This window comes from Haloarcula sp. CBA1127, from assembly GCF_001485575.1.
Taxonomy (GTDB): Archaea; Halobacteriota; Halobacteria; order Halobacteriales; family Haloarculaceae; genus Haloarcula.
This window is the reverse complement of record NZ_BCNB01000006.1, coordinates 2,097,003-2,116,346: the sequence shown is the minus strand read 5'-3', so window position 1 is coordinate 2,116,346 and position 19,344 is coordinate 2,097,003. Positions and strand designations below refer to the sequence as shown.

Sequence of the window (19,344 nt, the reverse complement as noted above, 5' to 3'; positions counted from 1 at the left end):
ACCCCCGGCGCGGTGTTCTCTCCGTCCAGACATGGTCAGTCCTCGGCCATTCGGCTGCCGCCGGGCGGCAGGAACTCCTGTATCTGGTCCGGGCTGGCGACCTTGCGGACGAACGACTCGTCGGCGAAGCGGGACCTGAACTCCCGGTACAGGCGCTTGGCGATGTCGTTCTGGGCGAACTGTCCCGGTTCGACAGTGATGCTGGTCGCGGCCTGTCCCTCGATGGCCGCGGGTGGGCCGCCGATGACCCGCGTCTCGTCGTCACAGGTGATGCCGACCGCGACACCGACCGGCGTGGACTCGAAGTACGTTCGGTCGCCACGGATGGCGAACCCGCCTTTCTCCAGATACTCGCCGCTTTCGGGCGTCTTCGACACCTGATCGGGGTCGACCATGTACACGTCGCCGGCGAACTTCCCGTCTTTCCAGACCGAGGAATACGAAACCGCAAACTGGGCGGCCTGGTCCAGCGAGGACTGGGGGAACTCCACCTCTTTGGACGGCTCGCTGGGGCCGGTGGCCTTGAGCACCGTGACCGGGCCGCCATGTGCCTGCGCGTGGAAGAACTTGTCACCGCCCTCCAGATACTTCTGGACGAGTTCCTCGTTGTCGTCGGCGTCGCGGCCGCCGATGACGAGGAATCCATCCGACGTGTGGAACCAGCGGAACTGCTCGTACCAGCGCTCGGTCGATCGGGTCGGAATGGACTGCATCGAGAGCCAGTCGGTCGGTTCGTCCTCGGCCTCGTCTTCCGCAACCTCGTCCTCACCCTCGTCGGCCTCCCACTCCTCGCGCCGCTCTTTGACCGCTTCGAGGTCCTCGCGCGTGTTCTCGATGGCGGCGAGGGCACCCTCTTTCTTCTCCTCGATGCGTTTGGCCTCCTTGTACAGCTCGTCGGCGTTCTTCTCGACGCCGGTGAAGGCGTCAACTGTGACGCGCGTCCCGTCGATGTCGAGGGTCACCGTCCCCTCGCTCCCGTCAAGCGAGACAACTGCTTCGGCGGCCGCGATGCCGCGGTCGGCCCCCTCGTCGAACTTCGCCTCGATGTCGTCCCAGGACACGTCGTCCTCGCGGGCAGCCTGCACCGTCGAGAGCACGTCGTCGACGAGGTCGTAGTTGGCGTACAGCAGCTCGGCCTTCTCCCGCTCGGCCTCGGCGTCGGCTTCGAAGTCCTCGATAGCCTGCTCCTGTTGCTGGATGATGCGCTGCTGTTTCTCTATCTCGGCCTCGAAGTCCGGGCGCTGTGTCTCGCCGCCTTCGACTTCCTCCTCCCGCTGGAAATTGAAGAAGTAGTCGTCCAGCGCGGGATTGAACTCCGTGAAAGATTCGCTGTAGAGTTCCTCGTACTCCGACAGCGGAATCGGGGTCACGTCGACGCGCCGGCGGTCCGGGTCCTCGTCGGTCTCACCGCCGCTTGCCCCGTCACCGTCATCGAGCGTCTCGTAGTACACCCGTGGGTCGACGTTCCCCTCACGCAGGCGCGTTCCCAGCTCGTCGATGAGTTCGTACAGCCGCTCGAAATCGGATTCGTCGAGGTCGTCGACGGCGACGTTGTAGTCGATGCCGGCGCGGGTACACAGCTCCTCGCCGTAGAGGCCGCCGAAGTTCAGTTGCGTCGCCAGCGTCCGCACGAGGTCAGCGTCGGATTCCTTGATACGGGCGACGAAGCCGTCGTAATCGACAGTCATCGGATTGAACCGCGCCGACGGGAACTCGTAGGGCGTCCCGGGTGCGACGGTGCGGGATTTGAGTCGCACCGTCTCCAGACAGTCGATGACCTCGCCGTATTCGTCCAGCACGGCGACGTTCCCGTCGCCGAACAGCTCCGCAACGATAGTCGTCGACGCGTCCTCGCGGTCGAACTCCAGTTCGATGATGCGGTCGAACTCGAACTGTTCGACGCGGACGAGGTCAGCGCCCGACAGCCGGTTCCGGAGCATCATCGCGAAGTCCGGCGGCCGACCCGGCGCGTCGGGGACGTGGCTCTGGTCGGCAACGTGGGCGCGCTTGACGTCACCGACCTCGATGAGGAACTCGACGCGCCCGCGGTCGAAGTCCCGGAGCTTCAGTCTGACGAGGTCGTCCTCGGGGTAGAGGTACGCCTTGTCGAGCTTCGCGCCCTCGTAGCCGGCGAGTTCTCCCTCAAGAGCGGCGAGGTCGACGCTCGTCAGTTCCCGCTTGTGGTCCATGTCGGTGGCTGTCGGCGGGCACCCAAAGGCGTTCCGTTACCCGCTGTCGGCGATTGCCTCGCCCGTCTCCAGTCCGTTCCGTAGCGCCGCGTGGAGTCGCCCCTTGCCGGCCACCCAGTCGCCGGCGAAGTGCAGGTCGTGCTCGGCCGCACACGACAGCAGGTCGTGGTCGACCTCGCCCTCGGGCTGGGAGTAGCGCCAGTGCTGGTGGTCGGTCCAGTCGGGGTCGGCCAGCCGGTCGTCGTCCAGCAGTCGGGCCGTCCGCGACGCGATGTCGTCGATGAGCGTGTCGGGGTGTTCGTCGTAGTTCGCAATCGACCATGGTTCGTTCATCTGGACCAGCAGCAGGGACTCGCCGTCGGGAACGTGCCCGTCTTTGCACTCTTCGCGGCCGACCCAGCCGATGTCGTGGTCTTTGTCGCTGTTGACCGCGGCGTACCACGGCACGTCGAGTTCGAAGGGGTAGTGCAACACGCCGGCGATGACCGTTCGATAAGGGACCGTGGCGACCTCCTGCCGAAGCTCCCGGCAGTCGTCGTGGTCCCACCGCGACTGTCCCAGCAGGTCTGCCGTCTGGGGCGCTGGCGGTGTTAGCAGCGTGGCGTCGAAGTGTCCAAGGTCCACCCCCTCATCGTCCTCAAGCCGCCAGCCGTCGCGCTGTCGCTCCAGACGCTCGACCCGCACGCCGTTCTCTACGTCGGCGTCTGCCTCGTTGAACAGCCGCTTTGCGACCTGTGTAATGCCCGCCTCGTACGTCCATTTGTGTTCGTCAGCATCCCGGCCGGCGTCGATGCCGCCGGTCCTGTCGAACGCGTACACCGGTTCCTCGATATCGACGAGTCCCTCGGTCGGGAGGGCCTCTGTGACCAGTTCTGTCACGCGGCCGTCGTCGGCCTTGAGATAATTCGCCCCGTACTCGTACGTACAGTCGCCGTGTCGCCGGGTCGCAGCGCGCCCGCAGACGCCGCGGCTCTTCTCGAACACTGTTACGTCGACGTCTGCATCGTGAAGCGCGTACGCTGCCGCCGCACCGGCACCACCGGCACCAACGACTGCGAGGTTACGAGCCATACCGGACTGTCGGACGGTGTGAGTAAAAATCCACCACACAACCAGTTCGGATCGCCCGCCCGTGGTCCGATTCAGCGGTCCCGCTGGCGTCTGAGGGCCCGGCGCGTCCAGCCGACGACGGTGAGTATCGCGACACCGACGCCCACCTGTGCGAGTGAGAACCCGGGGCCCTGCGCCGCGGTCGTCGCCTGTTCGTCGCCGTCAGTAACCGGAACGGATTGGTTTTCGACTGTGAGCGGGCCCGCCGTCTCGCCGTTGACCCGAACGGTTCCGTTGACCGCCTCGAACTCGGTCTCGACGACCGCCTCTTCCTCGGGGTCAAGCGCCACCCGGTCCGTCGTCACCGGTTCGCCGTCGACCGTCACAGTCAGTGTCTCGTTAACCGGCCGCTGACGGGCATTCTTTACTGTCGTTCGCACAGTCGTATTGAACCCGGATCGAACCCAGTCAGCCGACAATGACGCCTCCCTGATCTGCAAATCGGCGTTCCCCCGTCGTTCGGGAGTGGGTTCCCCACCGGTACTCACTTCGGTCCCGAAACCGGCGGTTTCGTTCCCGTCGCCAGTCGTGTTGCCGGCAGGCGCGCCCCCGCCTGCTGTTCCGTTCCGCGCGGTTGCGTTCTTCGCATCGGTCGACGTCCCGTTTTCATTGCCATCCGACCCCGTGATATCGTCATAGAGTCCATCGTCGGACTGGGAGTCATCGTCGTTGTCCGAACCGTCAAAGTCATCGGAGCCGCTATTGTCGGAGTCGCCTGAATCGTTCGAACCACCACCATTGGTATCGCTGTCGTCGTCGGAGTTGTCATCCGAGTCGTCGGTGTCGGCAGCACCGACATTGTCATCTGTTTCAGTTGCGTTCTGTGTCCCGTTTTCAGTCTCCTCGCTGTCAGTTGGTTGTTCAGTCCCTTCACCCTCAGTCGGCTCCTCGGTCTCTCCGCTGTCCGTCGGTTCCTCGGTCTCCCCATCGTCCGTCGGTTCCTCGGTCTCCCCATCGTCCGTCGGTTCCTCGGTCTCCCCATCGTCCGTCGGTTCTTCGGTCTCTTCACTGTCGGTCGGCTCCTCGGTCTCTTCACTGTCGGTCGGCTCCTCGGTCTCTTCACTGTCTGTTGGTCCCTCGGTTTCCTCATTGTCCGTCGGCTCCTCGGTCTCTTCACTGTTGGTCGGTTCTTCGGTTTCCTCATTGTCCGTCGGTTCCTCGGTCTCTTCACTGTTGGTCGGTTCTTCGGTTTCCTCATTGTCCGTCGGTTCCTCGGTCTCTTCACTGTTGGTCGGTTCTTCGGTTTCCTCATTGTCCGTCGGTTCCTCGGTCTCTCCACTGTCGGTTGGTTCTTCGGTCTCCTCGCTGTCAGTTGGCTCTCCAGTTTCCTCACCGTCCGTCGGTCCTTCAGTCTGGGTCTGCCTCTCGGTATCTCTTTCTGTGGGGTCCTCGGTTTGCGTCGGCTCTTCCGTTTCTTCGTTTTCGGTCGATTCCTCCGTTTCCTCGCTCTCAGTCGGAGTCTCCGGGCTCTCCGTGGGTTCCTCCGTCTGATCGCTTTCAGTCGGTGTGTCCGTTTCGTTCACCTGCCCGAGTACTCTCTCAGAGTCGGCCTCAACGATAGATTCGACGGTGACTTCAGGTGTGCTTACTGTGGCAGCCGATACACCGTTCTGGGAGCCGGCGTCGGAGGCGCCCACGCTGCCGACAGCGAATACAGATACGAGTGCAGCGGTGCCGAAAACGATAGTGACAGCAGCAAAGAGTTTTTTGACCTCGCTCATACAGGGAGGTACGCGAGTAAAGGATTAGTTACCCAGCAGCCAAACCCTCGGTAAGGTCGTCCTTCATACACACAACCGGTAGTGAGGCCGGAAAATCTGCCGTCCGTACGACCGCTACACGCTACGATGGACTCTGACGAGACCGGCGACCAACGCCAGCACAAGTGCGACCAGCTGAACGGTGAATCCGGGTCCAGAGGCTGAGACCGTCTCGGAGGCTGGCTCCGCGCCGCCGCCGCTTTCACCAGTCTCGTCAGTCCCGGACCCACCCGTGCTCTGGGCGGTAGTCGAGCCGACACGCAGGTCACCGGCACTGACGCCGTTGACCGCGACTGCGCCGTCGACAGCCTCGAACTCTATTGTCACAGTAGTCTGTTCGCCAGCGTTAAGCCGGACAGTCCGAGAAGCGACCGAGTCGCCGTCAACAGTGACCGTCAGCGTCTGTTCGACGGTTTCGTTGGTCGGGTTCTCGACTGTCGCCCGCGCCGACGTGTTGAATCCGGACCGGACCCAGTCAGCCATCAGGGACGCATCGGCAACGGTGAGTTCTGCGGGTGTCGGAGTCGATGTATCCGTATTCGAAGGACCAGATGCCTTCGGAGTGGACGCATTAGTGGCCGGGGAAACGACAGCGATAGTTGATAAATTGGACGCCGTCGCCTGAATGGACCTGTTAGTTATATTGACAGTACTGGGCAGCTGACTCCAGGACCCGTTGTGGTACTGGAACACCCGGACAGCGTCCATCGACCCGTTGGCCGGAAGCGCCGATTCGTTGAGCCGCAGGGTGTACGTCGCCCGGCTGATGGCAGACGCATTTGCGCCGGAAGTGACGGTCACGTATCCGCGCACGCCGTCTTCTTGGACCGCAGCCATATCGTTTGGCGTGGCGTGTGGGCCGAGCAGCGTCGTGTTGAACCCATCGCTTTCGTTGGTCACGTTGAGCGAGAGTTCAGAGAGGGTAAACGCCGGCGCGGTCTCAGACGGACCGGAGCGGTTCAGCGACTGGGTGACCGTCGAGTTCGCAGCGTCGGCAGTCACTTGGACAGTGACTCCGTTGTCGATCTGTGACTGCGAGATGGGGGGAGCCTCTGCGCCGCCGCCGTTGTCGGTCTCGTCCGACTCGTCACTGAGATCGAAGCCGCCGCCGCCTCCACCGCCTCCGCCGCCACCACCACCGCCTCCACCGCCGTCGCTACTGCTTTCAGCTTCGACGGCGAGCGTTTCGGTGGTTGCGTTGCCAATAGCGAGCGACCGGTTGCCCTCATTGTCGAAGGAGATACTGAATGACACAGTTGCTGTCTCACCGCCGGCAATCGGACCGATGCTTTTGGACTTGAGCGTCTGGTTGCTCTCTGTGAGCGCCGCGGTGTAGTTCCCACTCTCTGTGCCGACATTTGCAACAGTCGCTGTCACGTCAACTGATTCGCCGGTTGCAACGGATGAACTGCTCAGTTTTGCGTCACGAATCTTGAACGTCGCGGGCTGGGTTACTGAGATGTTTCCGCCGGAGTCACTGTTGACTGCCACGTCGTACTCCCCGCCACTCTCGAAGACGTAGACGAAGGAGACCTCGGTCTGTTGCCCGCCCGAGAGCGTAACGTTCCTCGTGTCCACGATGTCGTCGTTGGTCTGCAGGCGAACTGGGGAAGTCCCCTCCTCGTCACCATCGTTGACGACCGTTGCAGTCACCTCAACGGGCTCGCCTGTTCGAGCGCTCGTCCGGTTCAGTTCGACAGCAGTCGTGTCGAACGCCGCCGGCTCCTTGACCGTGACAGTGCCAGCCCGCTCGCCGTTGACGTCGACAAGGTAGTTCCCGCTGTCGTTGAAGACGTGGTTATACGTGATTTCCGTCGCCTCACCCCCCTCTAGCGTCACTTCCCGGCGCTCCACAACAGAGCCTGCGACGGCGAATTCGCCGGTTACAGTCCCCGCTTGGCCACCGGTGTTCGTGAGGGTCGCGCTAAGCTCGACAGACCCCCCCTGGGTCACGGACTCGCTACTGACCGCCGCGTTGCTGACCTCGAACGTCGCCGGTTCCGTGACCGTCACGCTGGCTCCGAACTGGTTGTCGACGGCGATGTCCCGCGTCCCCGCATTGCTGAACGACTGGACGAACGTGACGGTCACTTCCTCGCCGCCGTCGAGTGTCACCGACTGCGTGTCTATCGTGTTGCCGTCCTCCTGCAGCCGCACGTCCGCAGTGCCTTCCTCGTCGCCCTCGTTGCGGACCGTCGCCGTGACGGATATCGGCTCGCCCGTAGCGACATCAGTCCGGTTTATGTCTACTGTCGTTGTCTCGAAGGTCGCTGACTCAGATACCTGAACGGTGCCGACGCGCCCACCGTCGAGGTTGATCGCATAGTTTCCGACGGCACTGAACGTCTGGGTGAACGAGACAGTCGTCGATTCGCCAGGGTCGAGTTCCACCTCAGTCGTGTCGACCACTTCATCGGACACCGTCAGCGGCATCTCGTAGGTCCCCGCTCGGTCGCCGGTGTTCGTCACGGTGGCAGTCACGTCGACGCTGTCGCCCTCACCGACGGCTCTCGAACTCAGTGACCGGTCTGACACCTCGAAGGTTGCCGGCTGTTCGACAGTAATCGTCTCAGTTTCGCCGCCGACAGAAAACTCGAATGTCCCGGCTTCTTCGAACGTGTGTACGTACGTGTCCGTCCCGGACACGCCCGGTTCGAGGTTGAAAGACACCGCGTCAACGGACCGGCCGTCAACGTAGGTAAAGATGTTCCGCTGGCCGGAAACAGCGCCAGTGTTCTCTGCGGTGACGGTCAGTTCAACGGCTCCGCCTTCGCTGACCGTTGTCGTGTTCCAGGCGTAGTCCGTGACAGTGATGTTCGGCTTACCAACGATGAGCGTCCCGGCGGATTCGCCGTTGACCGTCACCTCGTGTTCCCCGTCATCGATGTAGCCGCCGTCGCTGGTTTCGAGTACGTACGTCGTCGTGACGTTCCTCCGTTCATCGGCGTCGACGGTCACCTCTTCGGGGCCGATGACCGTCACTTCCCGCCCGCCGACCTCGACGGTTATCGGGACCGTCTCTGCCGAACCGCCCGAGTTCTCGAAGGTGACCCATAGCTCGGGCTCAGGCGTATTCATCTGCCCCGTATCGACCCGTTTGTCGATCAATCCGGCGTCCTGTACCTCAATGTCCGGCGGTGCCGCTCCACCACCATCCTCACCTTCGACGGTTATTGTCTGGGTTTCCTCAGCGGTACCGAACTCGAATGTCCCGGATTCCTCGAACGTGTGTACGTACGTGTCCGTCCCGGAATCGCCCGGTTCGAGGTTGAAAGACACTGCGTCAACTGACGTTCCGTCTACGTAAGTGAAAACATCTTGCTGGCCGGAAACAGCGCCGGTGTTCTCCGCGTCGACGGTCAGTTCGACGGCACCGCCTTCGCTGACTGTCGTCGTGTTCCATGAACGGTCCGTGACGGTGATGTTGGATTCGCCGACGACCAGCGTGCCCGCGGGTTCACCGTTGACCGTCACCTCGTGTTCCCCGTTTTCGATATAGCCGCCGTCGCTGGTTTCGAGTATGTACGTCGTCGTGACGTTCCTCCGTTCATCGGCGTCGACGGTTACCTCTTCGGGGCCGATGACCGTCACTTCCCGCCCGCCGACCTCGACGGTTATCGTTTCTGTCCCGACCGTGTCGCCCGTGTTCTCGAAGGTGACCCACAGCTCGGGCTCAGGCGTATTCATCTGCCCCGTATCGACCCGTTTGTCGATCAATCCGGCGTCCTGTACCTCGATGTCCGGTCCCGTAATCGTCTCTGTCTCGTGGTTGGACGCAGCCGCGACACCCGGCCCGAACATCGGGGCCGTCGACACCGCAACCACAGCCAGTAGCGTCATCGCTGCTAGCCACAGGCCCGTAATCTTACCCATGGGAGAGCCGATGACAGTATGGTAATTAGTTAGCGGGAGCGAATCGCCAAGTAAGGTCTTATTATCGCTGCTACCGTCCGCTACCGCCGGTTCTAGCCTAATAAGGGCCGAAGACTGGCATTACTAATAATGGTTCGTTCAGCGCAATCGGTCCGCCAGGCTTGAGCATCGGTATACATATAGTAGCTCAAACGGCGGCCGTTCTTTCGGTCGTCGCCTGACTGCTGCCGCGCGATGAAGGTAACTCTCGGCTAGCCAGACACACAACAGCGCAGTTCTGCAGCTATGAGCTATCGACAGGCCGCTCAGTCACACATCCGAGGATGACAGAGGGAAAATCAGATCGGAAGGCTATCAGAGGCGCTTGCTCACGTACGGCCCGTCCTGCTTGTACCCCAGCTTCTCCCGGTAGTACTGCCGGACGCCGATGCCGGAAATGACGGCCAGTTTCGGGAAGCCGGCGTCCCGGGCAAGTGCCTCCGCTTTCTCCAGCAGTTTCTTTCCGTAGCCTTTGTGCTGGTGGTCCTCGTCGTCGCCCTCCTGCCCGACACCGACGGCGTTGCCGTAGACGTGGAGTTCGCGGACGATTGCGGCGTCCTGTAGCTCCCGTCGCACCGGGTCGTTGGGGAACCGGAGCCGACAGAAGCCAACGAGGACGTCGTTCTCGAAGTCCTCGAAGGAGATGAAGTGTTCCGTGCCGCCACAGGCCTCGTAGGTCATCACGTCAAGTTCGATGTTCTCGGCGTCGTCGTCGCTGTGTCCGGCCTCCCGACAGCGGATGCAGTCACACGTCCAGCCGTGTTCTTCCATCCGCTGCCAGGCGAGCTGGCGGAGGTTCGACTTCCAGACGCCGCCCTCGATGAAGTCCGCCGGGATGTCCCGCTGGACGCGCTGGAGGCGGGTGTAGCGGGGGATCATGTCCTTGATTTCGGCGACTAACTCGGCGGCCTCGTCGTTGTCCAGCGGGTCGAACTCGTCTTTGCGCCACCAGTCGTAGGTGACAGTTCCCTCGACGATCAGCGTCGGGTATATCTTGAGATAGTCCGGTCGCCAGTCCGTCTCGTCGAAGATGCGTCGGAAGTCCTCCAGACACATCTCCTTTGACATCCCGGGCTGGCCCGGCATCATGTGAAAGCCGACTTTGAACCCCGAGTCGCGCAGGCGGCGGTTGGCGTCGATAGAGGCCTGGACGCCGTGGCCGCGGTGCATCTCGCGGTTGATGCGCTCGAAGGTGGTCTGGACGCCCACCTCGACTTTCGTGGCGCCCAGGTCGAGCATCCGGTCGATCTGTTCGGGATCACACCAGTCGGGCTTCGTTTCGAACGTCGTGGCGACGTTGCGGACATCAGCGGTCTCGTTTTCCGCGATGACATCCTCCAGATACCGGAACTCGTAGTCGTCTTCGGCGAAGCTCACGTCCTCTGCGGGCGTCGGCTCTCCGTCCACGTCGAAGTCGTTCATCGCCTCGAGGGCTCGCTTGACGAACCACTCCTGATAGTCGTGGCTCCGGGCCGTCATCGTCCCGCCCATCACGATGAGTTCAGCCTTGTCGACGGGATGGCCGATCTCCCGAAGTTGGTTGAGCCGAAGGGTGACCTGCCCGTACGGATCATAATCGTTCTGTTCGCCGCGTGCGGCCGCGGGTTCGTGACCGGTGTAGGACTGGGCGGAGGAGAACTCCGAATCGGGGCCGCCGGGACAGTACAGACACTTCCCGTGGGGGCACCGCTCTGGCGATGTCATGATCGCGATAGGGGACACACCTGAGGCGGTCCGAACCGGCTTGCGCTGGAGGACCTCCTCCAGCACCTCGCGGTGTTCCTGTGGCGCGTAATCGAGCAATTCGGAGTTTTTCGGCACTTTCGGCGCGGAGTACTCCCGACAGACGTCGATCTTGGCTGATTCGACGTCGTCGCGCTCGACCTCGCCTGCGAGAATCCGGTCGACCAGCTCCGCACACACCTGCTGGAAGGTCTCTGTCTCGTCTGGGTCCGGCGTCTCCGTGCTCATCGGCGTTGTGCGAAATCGGCGTCTCGGCCGAATAAGCGTGTCGCTCGGGTATCGTCAGCGACAGGGGTAGCCGTGGGGTTCATTGTGCTGTCACACCAAGTAGATGTATGAGCAGTGAAACAGACGACACCGGGAGCCTCGACCGGCCGACCTTCCGCGGCTGCGTGTTCTGTTACAGCGCCGAGTGGGCGTACTACGGTGCGAAGAAGGCAGCCAGGTCCGTCTCGGCGACTGACACGTAGCGGGACCCGGGTCACAGTTGAGGTCGAATGAGCCATCTGAAAACAACTCCGAAGTCGTTGAAATGGCTCCTCAGCCCCTCTACCCAGTTATTTCGTATGATACTGTCAGGAGAGTCTTTTAGTCATTGCTTCCCTCGTCTGTGAGTATATGCCAGACACGACCAGTGGGTCTGCACAAACTCGCTCCCGGGAATTGACGCCGACGGAACGATTCCAGGAGTTCATTGCATACATTCCGAGTGGCGATACGATCCCCGACGAGACATGGCGAGGCCGGCACCGTAATATCCTCATTCTGCTGCTTGCGCACGTGCCGTTCCTGCTGGTGCTCGGGCTGTATTCGGGAACCGAATCGCTCGTCACGGGCGCGACGCTTCCCGAGATCGACACGCTCCACGTGCTCGCAGAGGTCGGGGTCGTCGTCGGCCTCGCCGTGTTAGCGCGGTTGCCGTGGTTCGGTCGGCGGACGCGAACCGCGCTAGCGACTATGGGGCTCGTCACGACATCCGGCTTCCTGGTCCACTTCTCCGGCGGATACATCGAGGCCCACTTCCACTTTTTCGTCGTGATGGCTGTGGTTGCCGTCTACGAAGACTGGCTGCCGTTCTTCCTTGGCATCGGTTACGTCTCCGTCCAGCACGGGATTTTCGGCATGATAGACCCGAGCCGGGTGTACAACCACTCGGCGGCGATCAACAATCCGTGGGTGTGGGCGTTCATCCACGCAGGGTTTGTCCTCATGTTGGCTGCGGCGCTGATGGCTCACTGGTCGTCGACTGAGCGATCTCGTGAAGCGGCTGAAAAGCAACTCGAACAGGCGAAAGCGAAGACCCAAGAGGTCGAGAATCTGGAAGAAAAGAAAGCCGAGATGGAACGGACCATCGCCGAGGCCGAAGAGGCGAAAGCCGAGGCTGAGGCCCGGCAGCGAGAGGTCGAGGAGTTCAACGACCATCTTGAAACCACAGCCGACGCGTACAGCGCAGCGATGACCCAGGCGGCGGACGGCGACCTCACAGTCCGAATTGACCCCGACAGCGAGAGCGACGCGATGGCACAAATCGCCGAGTCGTTTAACAAGATGATGGCGGAAACGGAGTCGGCGATGGAAGAGATACAGACGTTCTCTCAGGAGGTTGCGTCCACGAGCGATCAGGCCACGGCCGGTGCCAACGAGGCAACGGGGGCCAGCGAGGACATGAGCGAGTCGATTCAGGGCATCGCCAGCGGGGCGGACGAGCAACGGGAGATGCTCGAAACCGTCTCCGGCGAGATGACCGATCTGTCGGCGACCGTCGAAGAGGTCGCCGCGTCCGCCGAAACCGTCGCGGAGCGGTCCCGCGAGACGGCTGAGATTGCAGACGCGGGCCAAGAGACGGCACAGGAAGCGATAGCGGGCTCCCGTGAGGTCCAGACAGCGATCGATTCGACCGTTGAAAACGTGGAGCGACTGGACGAGAAGATGGCCGAGATCGGTGACATCGTCGAACTCATCGGCGACATCGCCGAGCAGACGAACATGCTGGCCCTGAACGCCAACATCGAGGCTGCACGGGCCGGAAACGGATCGGGCGGTGACGGGTTCGCCGTCGTCGCGGACGAGGTCAAACAGCTAGCCGAGGAGACGCAGGACTCTGCGACCGAGATCGAACAGCTCATCGCGGAGACCCAGGCGCAGACCGAAACCACGGTCACGGAGGCACGGGGAGCCAAGGAAGATATGCAAGAGAGCACCGAAGCCGTCGAAGAAGTCGTCGACACGTTCACGCAAGTGGCCGAGAACGCCGAGGCGACCGACAACGGTATTCAGGAGATCAGCGACACAACCGATGACCAGGCCGCCACGACCGAGGAAACGGTGTCGATGGTCGAGGAAGCCGTGGACATCAGTGAGGCGACCGCCGCGGAAACCGAAACCGCGTCGGCGACGGCGCAGGAACAGGCCGCGTCGATGTCGCAGGTCAGCGCCAGCATCGAATCCCTCGCCGAGCAGTCCGAACGACTCCAGACGATGCTGTCGGAGTTCGACGTCGGCAGCCGGTAGCTCACTCGTCCCAGTACTCTTTTTCCGCGTTTCTATCGAGATACGTCGACAGCGTGCGGTCCGCTTTCTCGCCGCCCGGGGGCGACCCGGCGTACAGTCCGACCATCTCCCGGTCAGGGTAGACGGTGATATCCGGCTCTTCCATCGTCGAAACCATCAGCAGTCGGAGTTCAGACTCACCAGCTTCGATTTCGTGCGCGCTCTCCTCGCCAGCCGGGAGCGCGACGTAATCGCCCGGTTCCAGCGCGTGCTCGTCGGCCTCGGGGCCGAGCCGGAGCGTTCCCGTGCCGTCCCGAACGAATATCGCTTCTTCGTTGCCCTCGTGGTAGTGGCGCACCCAGAGTCGCTTGCCTGGCGGCACCGCATAGAGGCTCGCGCCGAGTTGCTCACCCCCGGCGGCGTCACCGATTTGCTTGCGCTTGAACGTCCGGTCGCCGTGTTCGTGGTCGGTCCAGTCGAGATCGGCTTCGTTGACGGGGCCGTCGCTCATGCCCGGTCAGACTGTCGGCGGGTAAAAAAAGTCCCCTGCGCTACAGTTCGTCGGCCAGCACGTCGAGCGTGGCGTCGAGGACGGCCGGGCGTTCGCCGGCCAGGTAGCGGATGGTCCCCTCGCGGACGCTCCGCGTCGCGACGCCGCCTTCGGGAACTCGCTCGCTGACTTCGCTGACTAGCTCGTGCAGGTCCAGGTCGCCGTTGGCGCGGACGTACATCGTGTCCGTCGAGATGCCGAGCACGGCGTCGCTCTCGTCGCGAACGTCCCGGTGGAGTTCATCAAGCAGGAGCGACTCCGGCGGGAACTCGTACTGGTGGGTGAACGCATCCGTGTCGAGCACGGCGATGTCCGCGTCGCCGACACTCCGGTGGTCGAGGTTGGCCCGAGCGGTGGACACCTCTTCGTCGACCTTCTCGCGGAACTGCTCGGCGATGTGGCCGGCGAGGCCGCCCACGTCCTCCTCGTCGTCACCGAACACGAGGTCTGTGATGAGTTCGCGCTTGTCCTCGTAGGACTGGTAGTGGGCTTCCAGCGCGACGGCTTCGCGGAGCTCCGACACTGCGGTCTCGTTGTAGCCGGCCTCGCTGGCTGCGTCCAGGTATGGCTCAGGGATGTCCTCCCAGAAGCTCACGGCCGGGAGGTGCTGCAGGTCGTCGCGAACGTCCTCGTTGACGTGTGCGGCGACGTTGGCCGCGAGCGACGTCGAAGTAGTCTCCGAAACGGCGTCGGCCGACGGTGAGACGACAGCGTCGACCGTGTCGACGACCGCGCCGTCGACGTCAATGTCGTCGATGACGACGCTGGGCGCGCCGTAGACGTTCAGCAGGTCGAAGCCGTCGAGGCTCTCGCGCGTGCCGCCGGCGGCGACGAAGACGAACAGCGGGAGCTTTTCCTCGTGGCGCTCCCGGTTGTCGAGCATCGTCGTCGTGTCCTTCGTCGCGTCGTCCATGTCGTAGACGCCACCCTCGATAGGTCGCCGGTCGAAGTAGTGGTACTTCGCGTCGGCACGGCGGTGCTGCTCGGTAACGAGCGGGAGCGCGGCCCGTTCGAGCGCGCTGCCGGCGAGGTAGCCGTCCGCGGTGTTGGCGTGGCGGACGATGACCGGTCGGTCGGTCAGCACTGCCTTCCGGATCTGGGTCGCCGCTTCGACCAGTTCCTCGGAGAGCGCCGCGACCGCCGTATCGTCAGCGAACGGTTCGGCCGTGTCGGGTCGGGCCTCGTCGTCGAGGGCGTCGGCGAGTCGCTGTTCGACTTCCTCGCGCTCCTCGGCTTCGAGGACATCGAGCTCCTCGGTCTCGACCTGCAGTTCACCGCGACGCTCACGGACGTCGCCCGACAGTCGGATGTAGTTGTCTTCCTCGACCTCAGGGTAGGCACGGACGCCCGCTTCGACGAAAGCCGCACAGTCGACGGTCCCGGTCTCGTCCTGCAGTTCGAACACCGTCGGTCCGGAGGTCTGCCGGATGCCGACGACTTCGCCCTCCAGTCGAACGTCCGCACCGACGTGGTCGTCGAGGTCGCCGATAGCCGCGGCGACCGGTTCGGCGGTGGTCGCTTCGTCCGTCTGCTCATCGCTCTCTGCGTCGGCCTCCTCGTCGGATTCGGTCATGACGGCGGTGTTCGACCCGCTGTCGTTGCCGCCGACGGCCGCAGTGCCCTCGACGCGGTCGTCGTCGCTGGCCCGGCTGACAGCACCGGCGCTTGTGGAACTCTCGGATTCAGACTGGCTTGTGCCGGAGTCGTCGTCCGCACTCGATCCGTCGTCGCTTTGGCTTGTTGACTCGTCGGCTGTCGATTCGGACTCGACATCGCCAGAGCCGTCGTTGGACTGCACCTCGTCTTCGTCGTCTTCGTTCTCAAGCAGGACGGAGTGGCCGATTTCCGGGTCGTCGACGAGGACGCCGCGGAACTCGCGTTCGGACTGGCGGATCGACCAGCCGAGGTCGACGTTGCCGTTGTCCCGTACGTTCTTGACCTGGACGTAGACGGTGTCGCCCGAGTCCCAGTCGAGGGAATCGAGCCGTTGGTCCAGTTCGCTCCGGTGGAGCAGCCCCGTTACGCTGTCGCCGATGTCGACGAACACGCCGAACTCGGCGAAGCCGTCGACACTGCCGCGGTAGTAGCGGTCGACCGATAGCTGGTCGGCACGCGAGCCACGGAACTCGAACAGGGCGTCCTCCTCGTGGAGGTCACAGATGCGTCCTTCGACAGATTTGCCGCAGATGATACACGAACCCATTACACGGTGCAAGCATGTCGGGCCTAAAACGGTTGTCGAATTCCGGACGAGCTAGACAAGTTCGCTATTCGAACATCTCGCTCTCTTCTTCTAGCAGTTCGAGCCCTGAAGCGACGGCTTTCGCCTGTTCCGGGAACAGGGCGACCTCGATTTCACTTCCCTGTTCGTCTTCGAAGGCAATTTTCACGCGCTTGTCGCCGTACTCGCGAACGTCGACGCCCTCCACGTCGTACATCTTGATCGTCGCTTCCTTGTTCGACGGCCCGACGCTCTTGAACGCTCCATCCTTGAGTTCCAGCATGAACTGGTCGATGTCAATACTGAGCATCGTGCGGTAACGCACGCCGGCGGACCCTAAAACCCGTAGTCGGCGACCAGCACCGAGAGGGCCTGGAAGCCACGGAAGCCGTAGCCGAAGATAATTGCCGCGGGAACGGCCCCGACGATTGCGGCGACCGGGAGCCTGACGTTGTGGATCACGGCGGTTCCAAGCAGGTACAGCCCCGCGCCCCAAGCGGTGACGAGCACCCGGACCTCTGCGCTCGGCAGCCCCGCCAGCAGACAGGGAGCCATTGCGTAGCACATCACCTGCACGGTCTCGCTGACGCCGCCGCGGTCCGACGCGACGGGGAGCAATCCGAGGGGAAGCAACAGCAGCGTCTGTAACGCCGCCGTTAGATGCACTGTCGCCGGCGTGACGAACACCAAGATAGCAAACAGCGCCAGCACCGCGACGCCGGGAGAGAAGCCGCCGATAGCAGGGTAGTCAAACGGCCCCGTAGAGAGGAGTCCCCGTTGAGCCAGCTTGACGACGGCGTAGCGGCTCACTTCCTCGAAGAGGACGACCGTCGCCGCGAACACCAGTCCCGGGGCCTGGTCGCCCGGCGCGACACCGGTGCGGAAAAAGCGCCGCGGACGGCTGAGTATTTCTACCCACGCGCGAACCAGCGCGGTTGGCCCCCGGTCCCGGCCACCGGTCGGATTCTCGACCCACTGAGTCACGACCGCCTATAGGGCGTGGGTCGGTTTGACCGTTTCCTTCTCTCGGTCAGCGGCCGCTTGAGGCGCAGACACGCACAGCGGTCCTCGCGGGTACTCGTCTGCTCCTTCGAACCGGACGCTCACGGCTCGGACACCCACGGCGGTCCTCGCGGCTAATCGTCCGCTCCGACGTTCTCCCCACTCTCGAAACACGCTGGGTCCGGCTCGATGTTCGCGTACTGGACCGCTTCCTCGCCGAGCGTCGTCACGCGGTCTTCGATGTCAGCGTCGGTTATCCGGCCGTCTGCGACGTAGTTGCCCGCGTTCGGCACCGCGGCCTGATGCGGGATGACCCAGCAGTTCAGTGCCCGACAGACCGAGCGAAGGTGTTCGAGCGCGGTGATGGGAAAGCCCCCGCCGGCGACCGCTAGCAACCCGACCGTCTTGTGTTCGAACTCGTCGAAGCCACAGTAGTCGAGTGCGTTCTTCAGCACACCGGAATAGGACCCATGATACACCGGCGTCCCCAGCAAAATCGAATCAGCCGCGTGGATGCTGTCAGCGAACTTGACGGCGTCGCCGACCTCGCGGTGATCGGCATCAAACACCGGTAGGTCGAACTCCTGAAGGTCCAGCAGTTCCGTCGTCGCACCTAACTCCTTGGCAGCGGCGAGCGCGCGCTCGATACCGACCCGGGTGTAGCTCTCCTCTCTGAGACTGCCGACGACACCGACGACGTGTGGTTCGGACATAGCGGCTCTATGGAGTGGGGCCGGTATATCGATGGGGGAGACGAGGCGCGCCGCTAGTCCCTTTCCCGCTGCCGGTTTGTCAGGCCATGGAGGTCGCTCTGGCCGACATCAGTTGTCGTGGTACACGTAGAGGAGGTTCGGATACGGGATGTATGCGACGCGTTCCAGTCCGCCACCGCCGACTTCCTTTTTTAGATGAACGCCGTTCGATCCTTCGACCACGTCGTGAATGTTCTTGATTTCGGTGCCGTCACTCAGCTCAGCTGTCATGTGTGACATTAAATATCATACGCGCCCTGGTCGTAAAGCACCCCGGGCTGTGCGTGGTCGACGGCGGCAGTGGCTGAGAGTATCCCCGATTACGCGTGACTCGCTGGCGCTAGCGGCAAGAAAAGGAGTCCGTGGCTCAGGAGCCGAGCTGAACCTTCTCGGACGACGCTTCCTCGCGGGAGCGGTGGCCGAGATCGGCTTTCAGCGCCTCGATGGCTTCCTCCGGGTCGGTCTCCGAATCGAAGACCCGGTCGAAGCCGAGCGCTTTGAACGTCTCGCGTGTCTCCTCGAAGGAGTCCTGGCCGACAGCGAGGTTGCCGCCGATGTAGGTCGTCACGTCCAGCCCAGCCTCGTTGATCTCTTGCTGGAACCCCTGGCAGTCCTGCTCGGCGTGGCCGTACAGCGACGAAACGAGTATCGCCTCGGCGTCGTGTTCATCCGCGGCGTCGATGAACTCCGACTGGGACGACTGGACACCGAGGTTGACTACGTTGAATCCCGCCGCTTCGAACGCTCGTTCCAGAATGGTAATCCCAACGACGTGCGCGTCGGAGCCGATGACACCGAGGATGACTGTCCTCATACAAGAGCATCAATGGGTGTCACCCACATAAACCTAATGATAAACCATGATAGATTATGAGAACAGTTCACACACAGCAGGGGAGGATATTAGCCATGATAGCACAAACGAACCGATAGACACAGCATCTATGGTACGCGACACGCCTCAGCCTCTGTCCGAGCATCGGGTACTGCGCCCCCTATCACGTCAGTCCACCTACTGTGGCACCCGCTCGCACCAATCTGTCTGTCCGTCGTCGGGACACGCATGACGACCATCCGCCGGGCCTTCGACGCCGACGCCGACGGCATCCGCCGGGTCGCACGGGCAGCGTGGCACAACGCCTACGACTCACTGGACTCCGAGGTCATCGACGAGACGATATCCGACTGGTACGCCGACCCGCTGGGGAGCGCGCTCCACGGGTGGGCCGGCGGCGTCCCCGCCAACGACCTCGACGACATTGAGGCGACACTGCTGGTCGCCGAACAGGACGGCGAAATTATCGGCTTCACTCAGGGCATCACCATGCATACGATGGGGACGATGCTGCGGCTGTACGTCCATCCGGAACACCACGGCGAGGGTGTCGGGACGGCGCTATACGACCGGCTCGAAGATATCTTTCTGGAGCACGGCGTCGAGCAGTTCCGGGCGCTCGACCTGGCCTCGAACGCCCGAAGCCGGGAGTTCTTCGAGAACCTCGGCTTCGAACAGACCAACACTCGGATGCTCACTATCGGCGGCGAGCCCCACGACGAGGCTGTCTACTCCCGCGAGATATCGCCCGAAGAAGACAACGAGTAGCGCGAGCGGGAC

The 19,344-nt window shown here is 62.9% G+C and carries 15 protein-coding genes; 3 read left to right on the top strand and 12 right to left on the bottom strand.

The genetic code is table 11. The annotated features are described in order from the left end of the window. Positions 1-35 precede the first annotated feature (35 nt). From rqcH to AV059_RS15150, 5 genes are all read right to left on the bottom strand, one after another. Entirely contained in the window at positions 36-2,189 is a 2,154-nt protein-coding gene (rqcH, locus tag AV059_RS15170) for a ribosome rescue protein RqcH (protein WP_058995731.1), read from the bottom strand. Between the two features lie 36 nt (positions 2,190-2,225). Continuing rightward, positions 2,226-3,260, bottom strand: a complete 1,035-nt coding sequence (locus AV059_RS15165; RefSeq protein ID WP_058995729.1) for an NAD(P)/FAD-dependent oxidoreductase — start codon at positions 3,258-3,260, stop codon at positions 2,226-2,228. Positions 3,261-3,331: 71 nt separating this feature from the next. Continuing rightward, a complete protein-coding gene (locus AV059_RS15160) occupies positions 3,332-5,020 on the bottom strand; it encodes a hypothetical protein (protein ID WP_058995726.1) in 1,689 nt (562 codons plus the stop codon). Positions 5,021-5,134: 114 nt separating this feature from the next. Continuing rightward, entirely contained in the window at positions 5,135-8,932 is a 3,798-nt protein-coding gene (locus tag AV059_RS15155; protein ID WP_058995723.1) for a CARDB domain-containing protein, read from the bottom strand. Positions 8,933-9,286: 354 nt separating this feature from the next. Continuing rightward, positions 9,287-10,942, bottom strand: a complete 1,656-nt coding sequence (locus AV059_RS15150; protein WP_058995721.1) for a tRNA uridine(34) 5-carboxymethylaminomethyl modification radical SAM/GNAT enzyme Elp3 — start codon at positions 10,940-10,942, stop codon at positions 9,287-9,289. Positions 10,943-11,049: 107 nt separating this feature from the next. Between AV059_RS15150 and AV059_RS23010 the strand changes: the two genes are divergently transcribed. Further along, positions 11,050-11,184, top strand: coding sequence for a hypothetical protein (locus AV059_RS23010; RefSeq protein ID WP_255356161.1), 135 nt, complete (start codon positions 11,050-11,052; stop codon positions 11,182-11,184). Positions 11,185-11,332: 148 nt separating this feature from the next. Beyond that, the gene (locus tag AV059_RS15145) at positions 11,333-13,225 is read left to right on the top strand and encodes a methyl-accepting chemotaxis protein (RefSeq protein ID WP_058995720.1); all 1,893 of its coding nucleotides are present in this window, start codon (positions 11,333-11,335) and stop codon (positions 13,223-13,225) included. A 1-nt stretch (position 13,226) separates the two neighbouring features. Here AV059_RS15145 and AV059_RS15140 read toward each other — a convergent pair whose 3' ends face one another. From AV059_RS15140 to glmS, 7 genes are all read right to left on the bottom strand, one after another. Continuing rightward, entirely contained in the window at positions 13,227-13,715 is a 489-nt protein-coding gene (locus AV059_RS15140) for a cupin domain-containing protein (RefSeq protein ID WP_058995718.1), read from the bottom strand. Between the two features lie 40 nt (positions 13,716-13,755). Continuing rightward, a complete protein-coding gene (locus tag AV059_RS15135; protein ID WP_058995716.1) occupies positions 13,756-15,957 on the bottom strand; it encodes a DHH family phosphoesterase in 2,202 nt (733 codons plus the stop codon). 64 nt (positions 15,958-16,021) lie between these two features. Next, entirely contained in the window at positions 16,022-16,285 is a 264-nt protein-coding gene (locus tag AV059_RS15130) for a hypothetical protein (RefSeq protein ID WP_004592637.1), read from the bottom strand. Positions 16,286-16,311: 26 nt separating this feature from the next. Continuing rightward, positions 16,312-16,959: a YIP1 family protein gene (locus AV059_RS15125; protein ID WP_058995715.1), complete on the bottom strand. Its 648-nt coding sequence runs from the start codon at positions 16,957-16,959 to the stop codon at positions 16,312-16,314. 152 nt (positions 16,960-17,111) lie between these two features. Then, the gene (locus AV059_RS15120) at positions 17,112-17,690 is read right to left on the bottom strand and encodes an NADPH-dependent FMN reductase (protein ID WP_058995713.1); all 579 of its coding nucleotides are present in this window, start codon (positions 17,688-17,690) and stop codon (positions 17,112-17,114) included. Positions 17,691-17,798: 108 nt separating this feature from the next. Then, a complete protein-coding gene (locus AV059_RS22480) occupies positions 17,799-17,969 on the bottom strand; it encodes a hypothetical protein (protein ID WP_011223357.1) in 171 nt (56 codons plus the stop codon). 127 nt (positions 17,970-18,096) lie between these two features. Then, on the bottom strand, positions 18,097-18,543 hold the full coding sequence (gene glmS, locus AV059_RS15115; protein WP_008309041.1) for a methylaspartate mutase subunit S: 447 nt from the start codon (positions 18,541-18,543) through the stop codon (positions 18,097-18,099). A gap of 249 nt (positions 18,544-18,792) precedes the next feature. Here glmS and AV059_RS15110 point away from each other — a divergent pair, with 249 nt between their 5' ends. After that, positions 18,793-19,332 (top strand): GNAT family N-acetyltransferase, encoded by a 540-nt coding sequence (locus AV059_RS15110; protein ID WP_058995711.1) that lies wholly within the window; start codon positions 18,793-18,795, stop codon positions 19,330-19,332. Positions 19,333-19,344 lie beyond the last annotated feature (12 nt).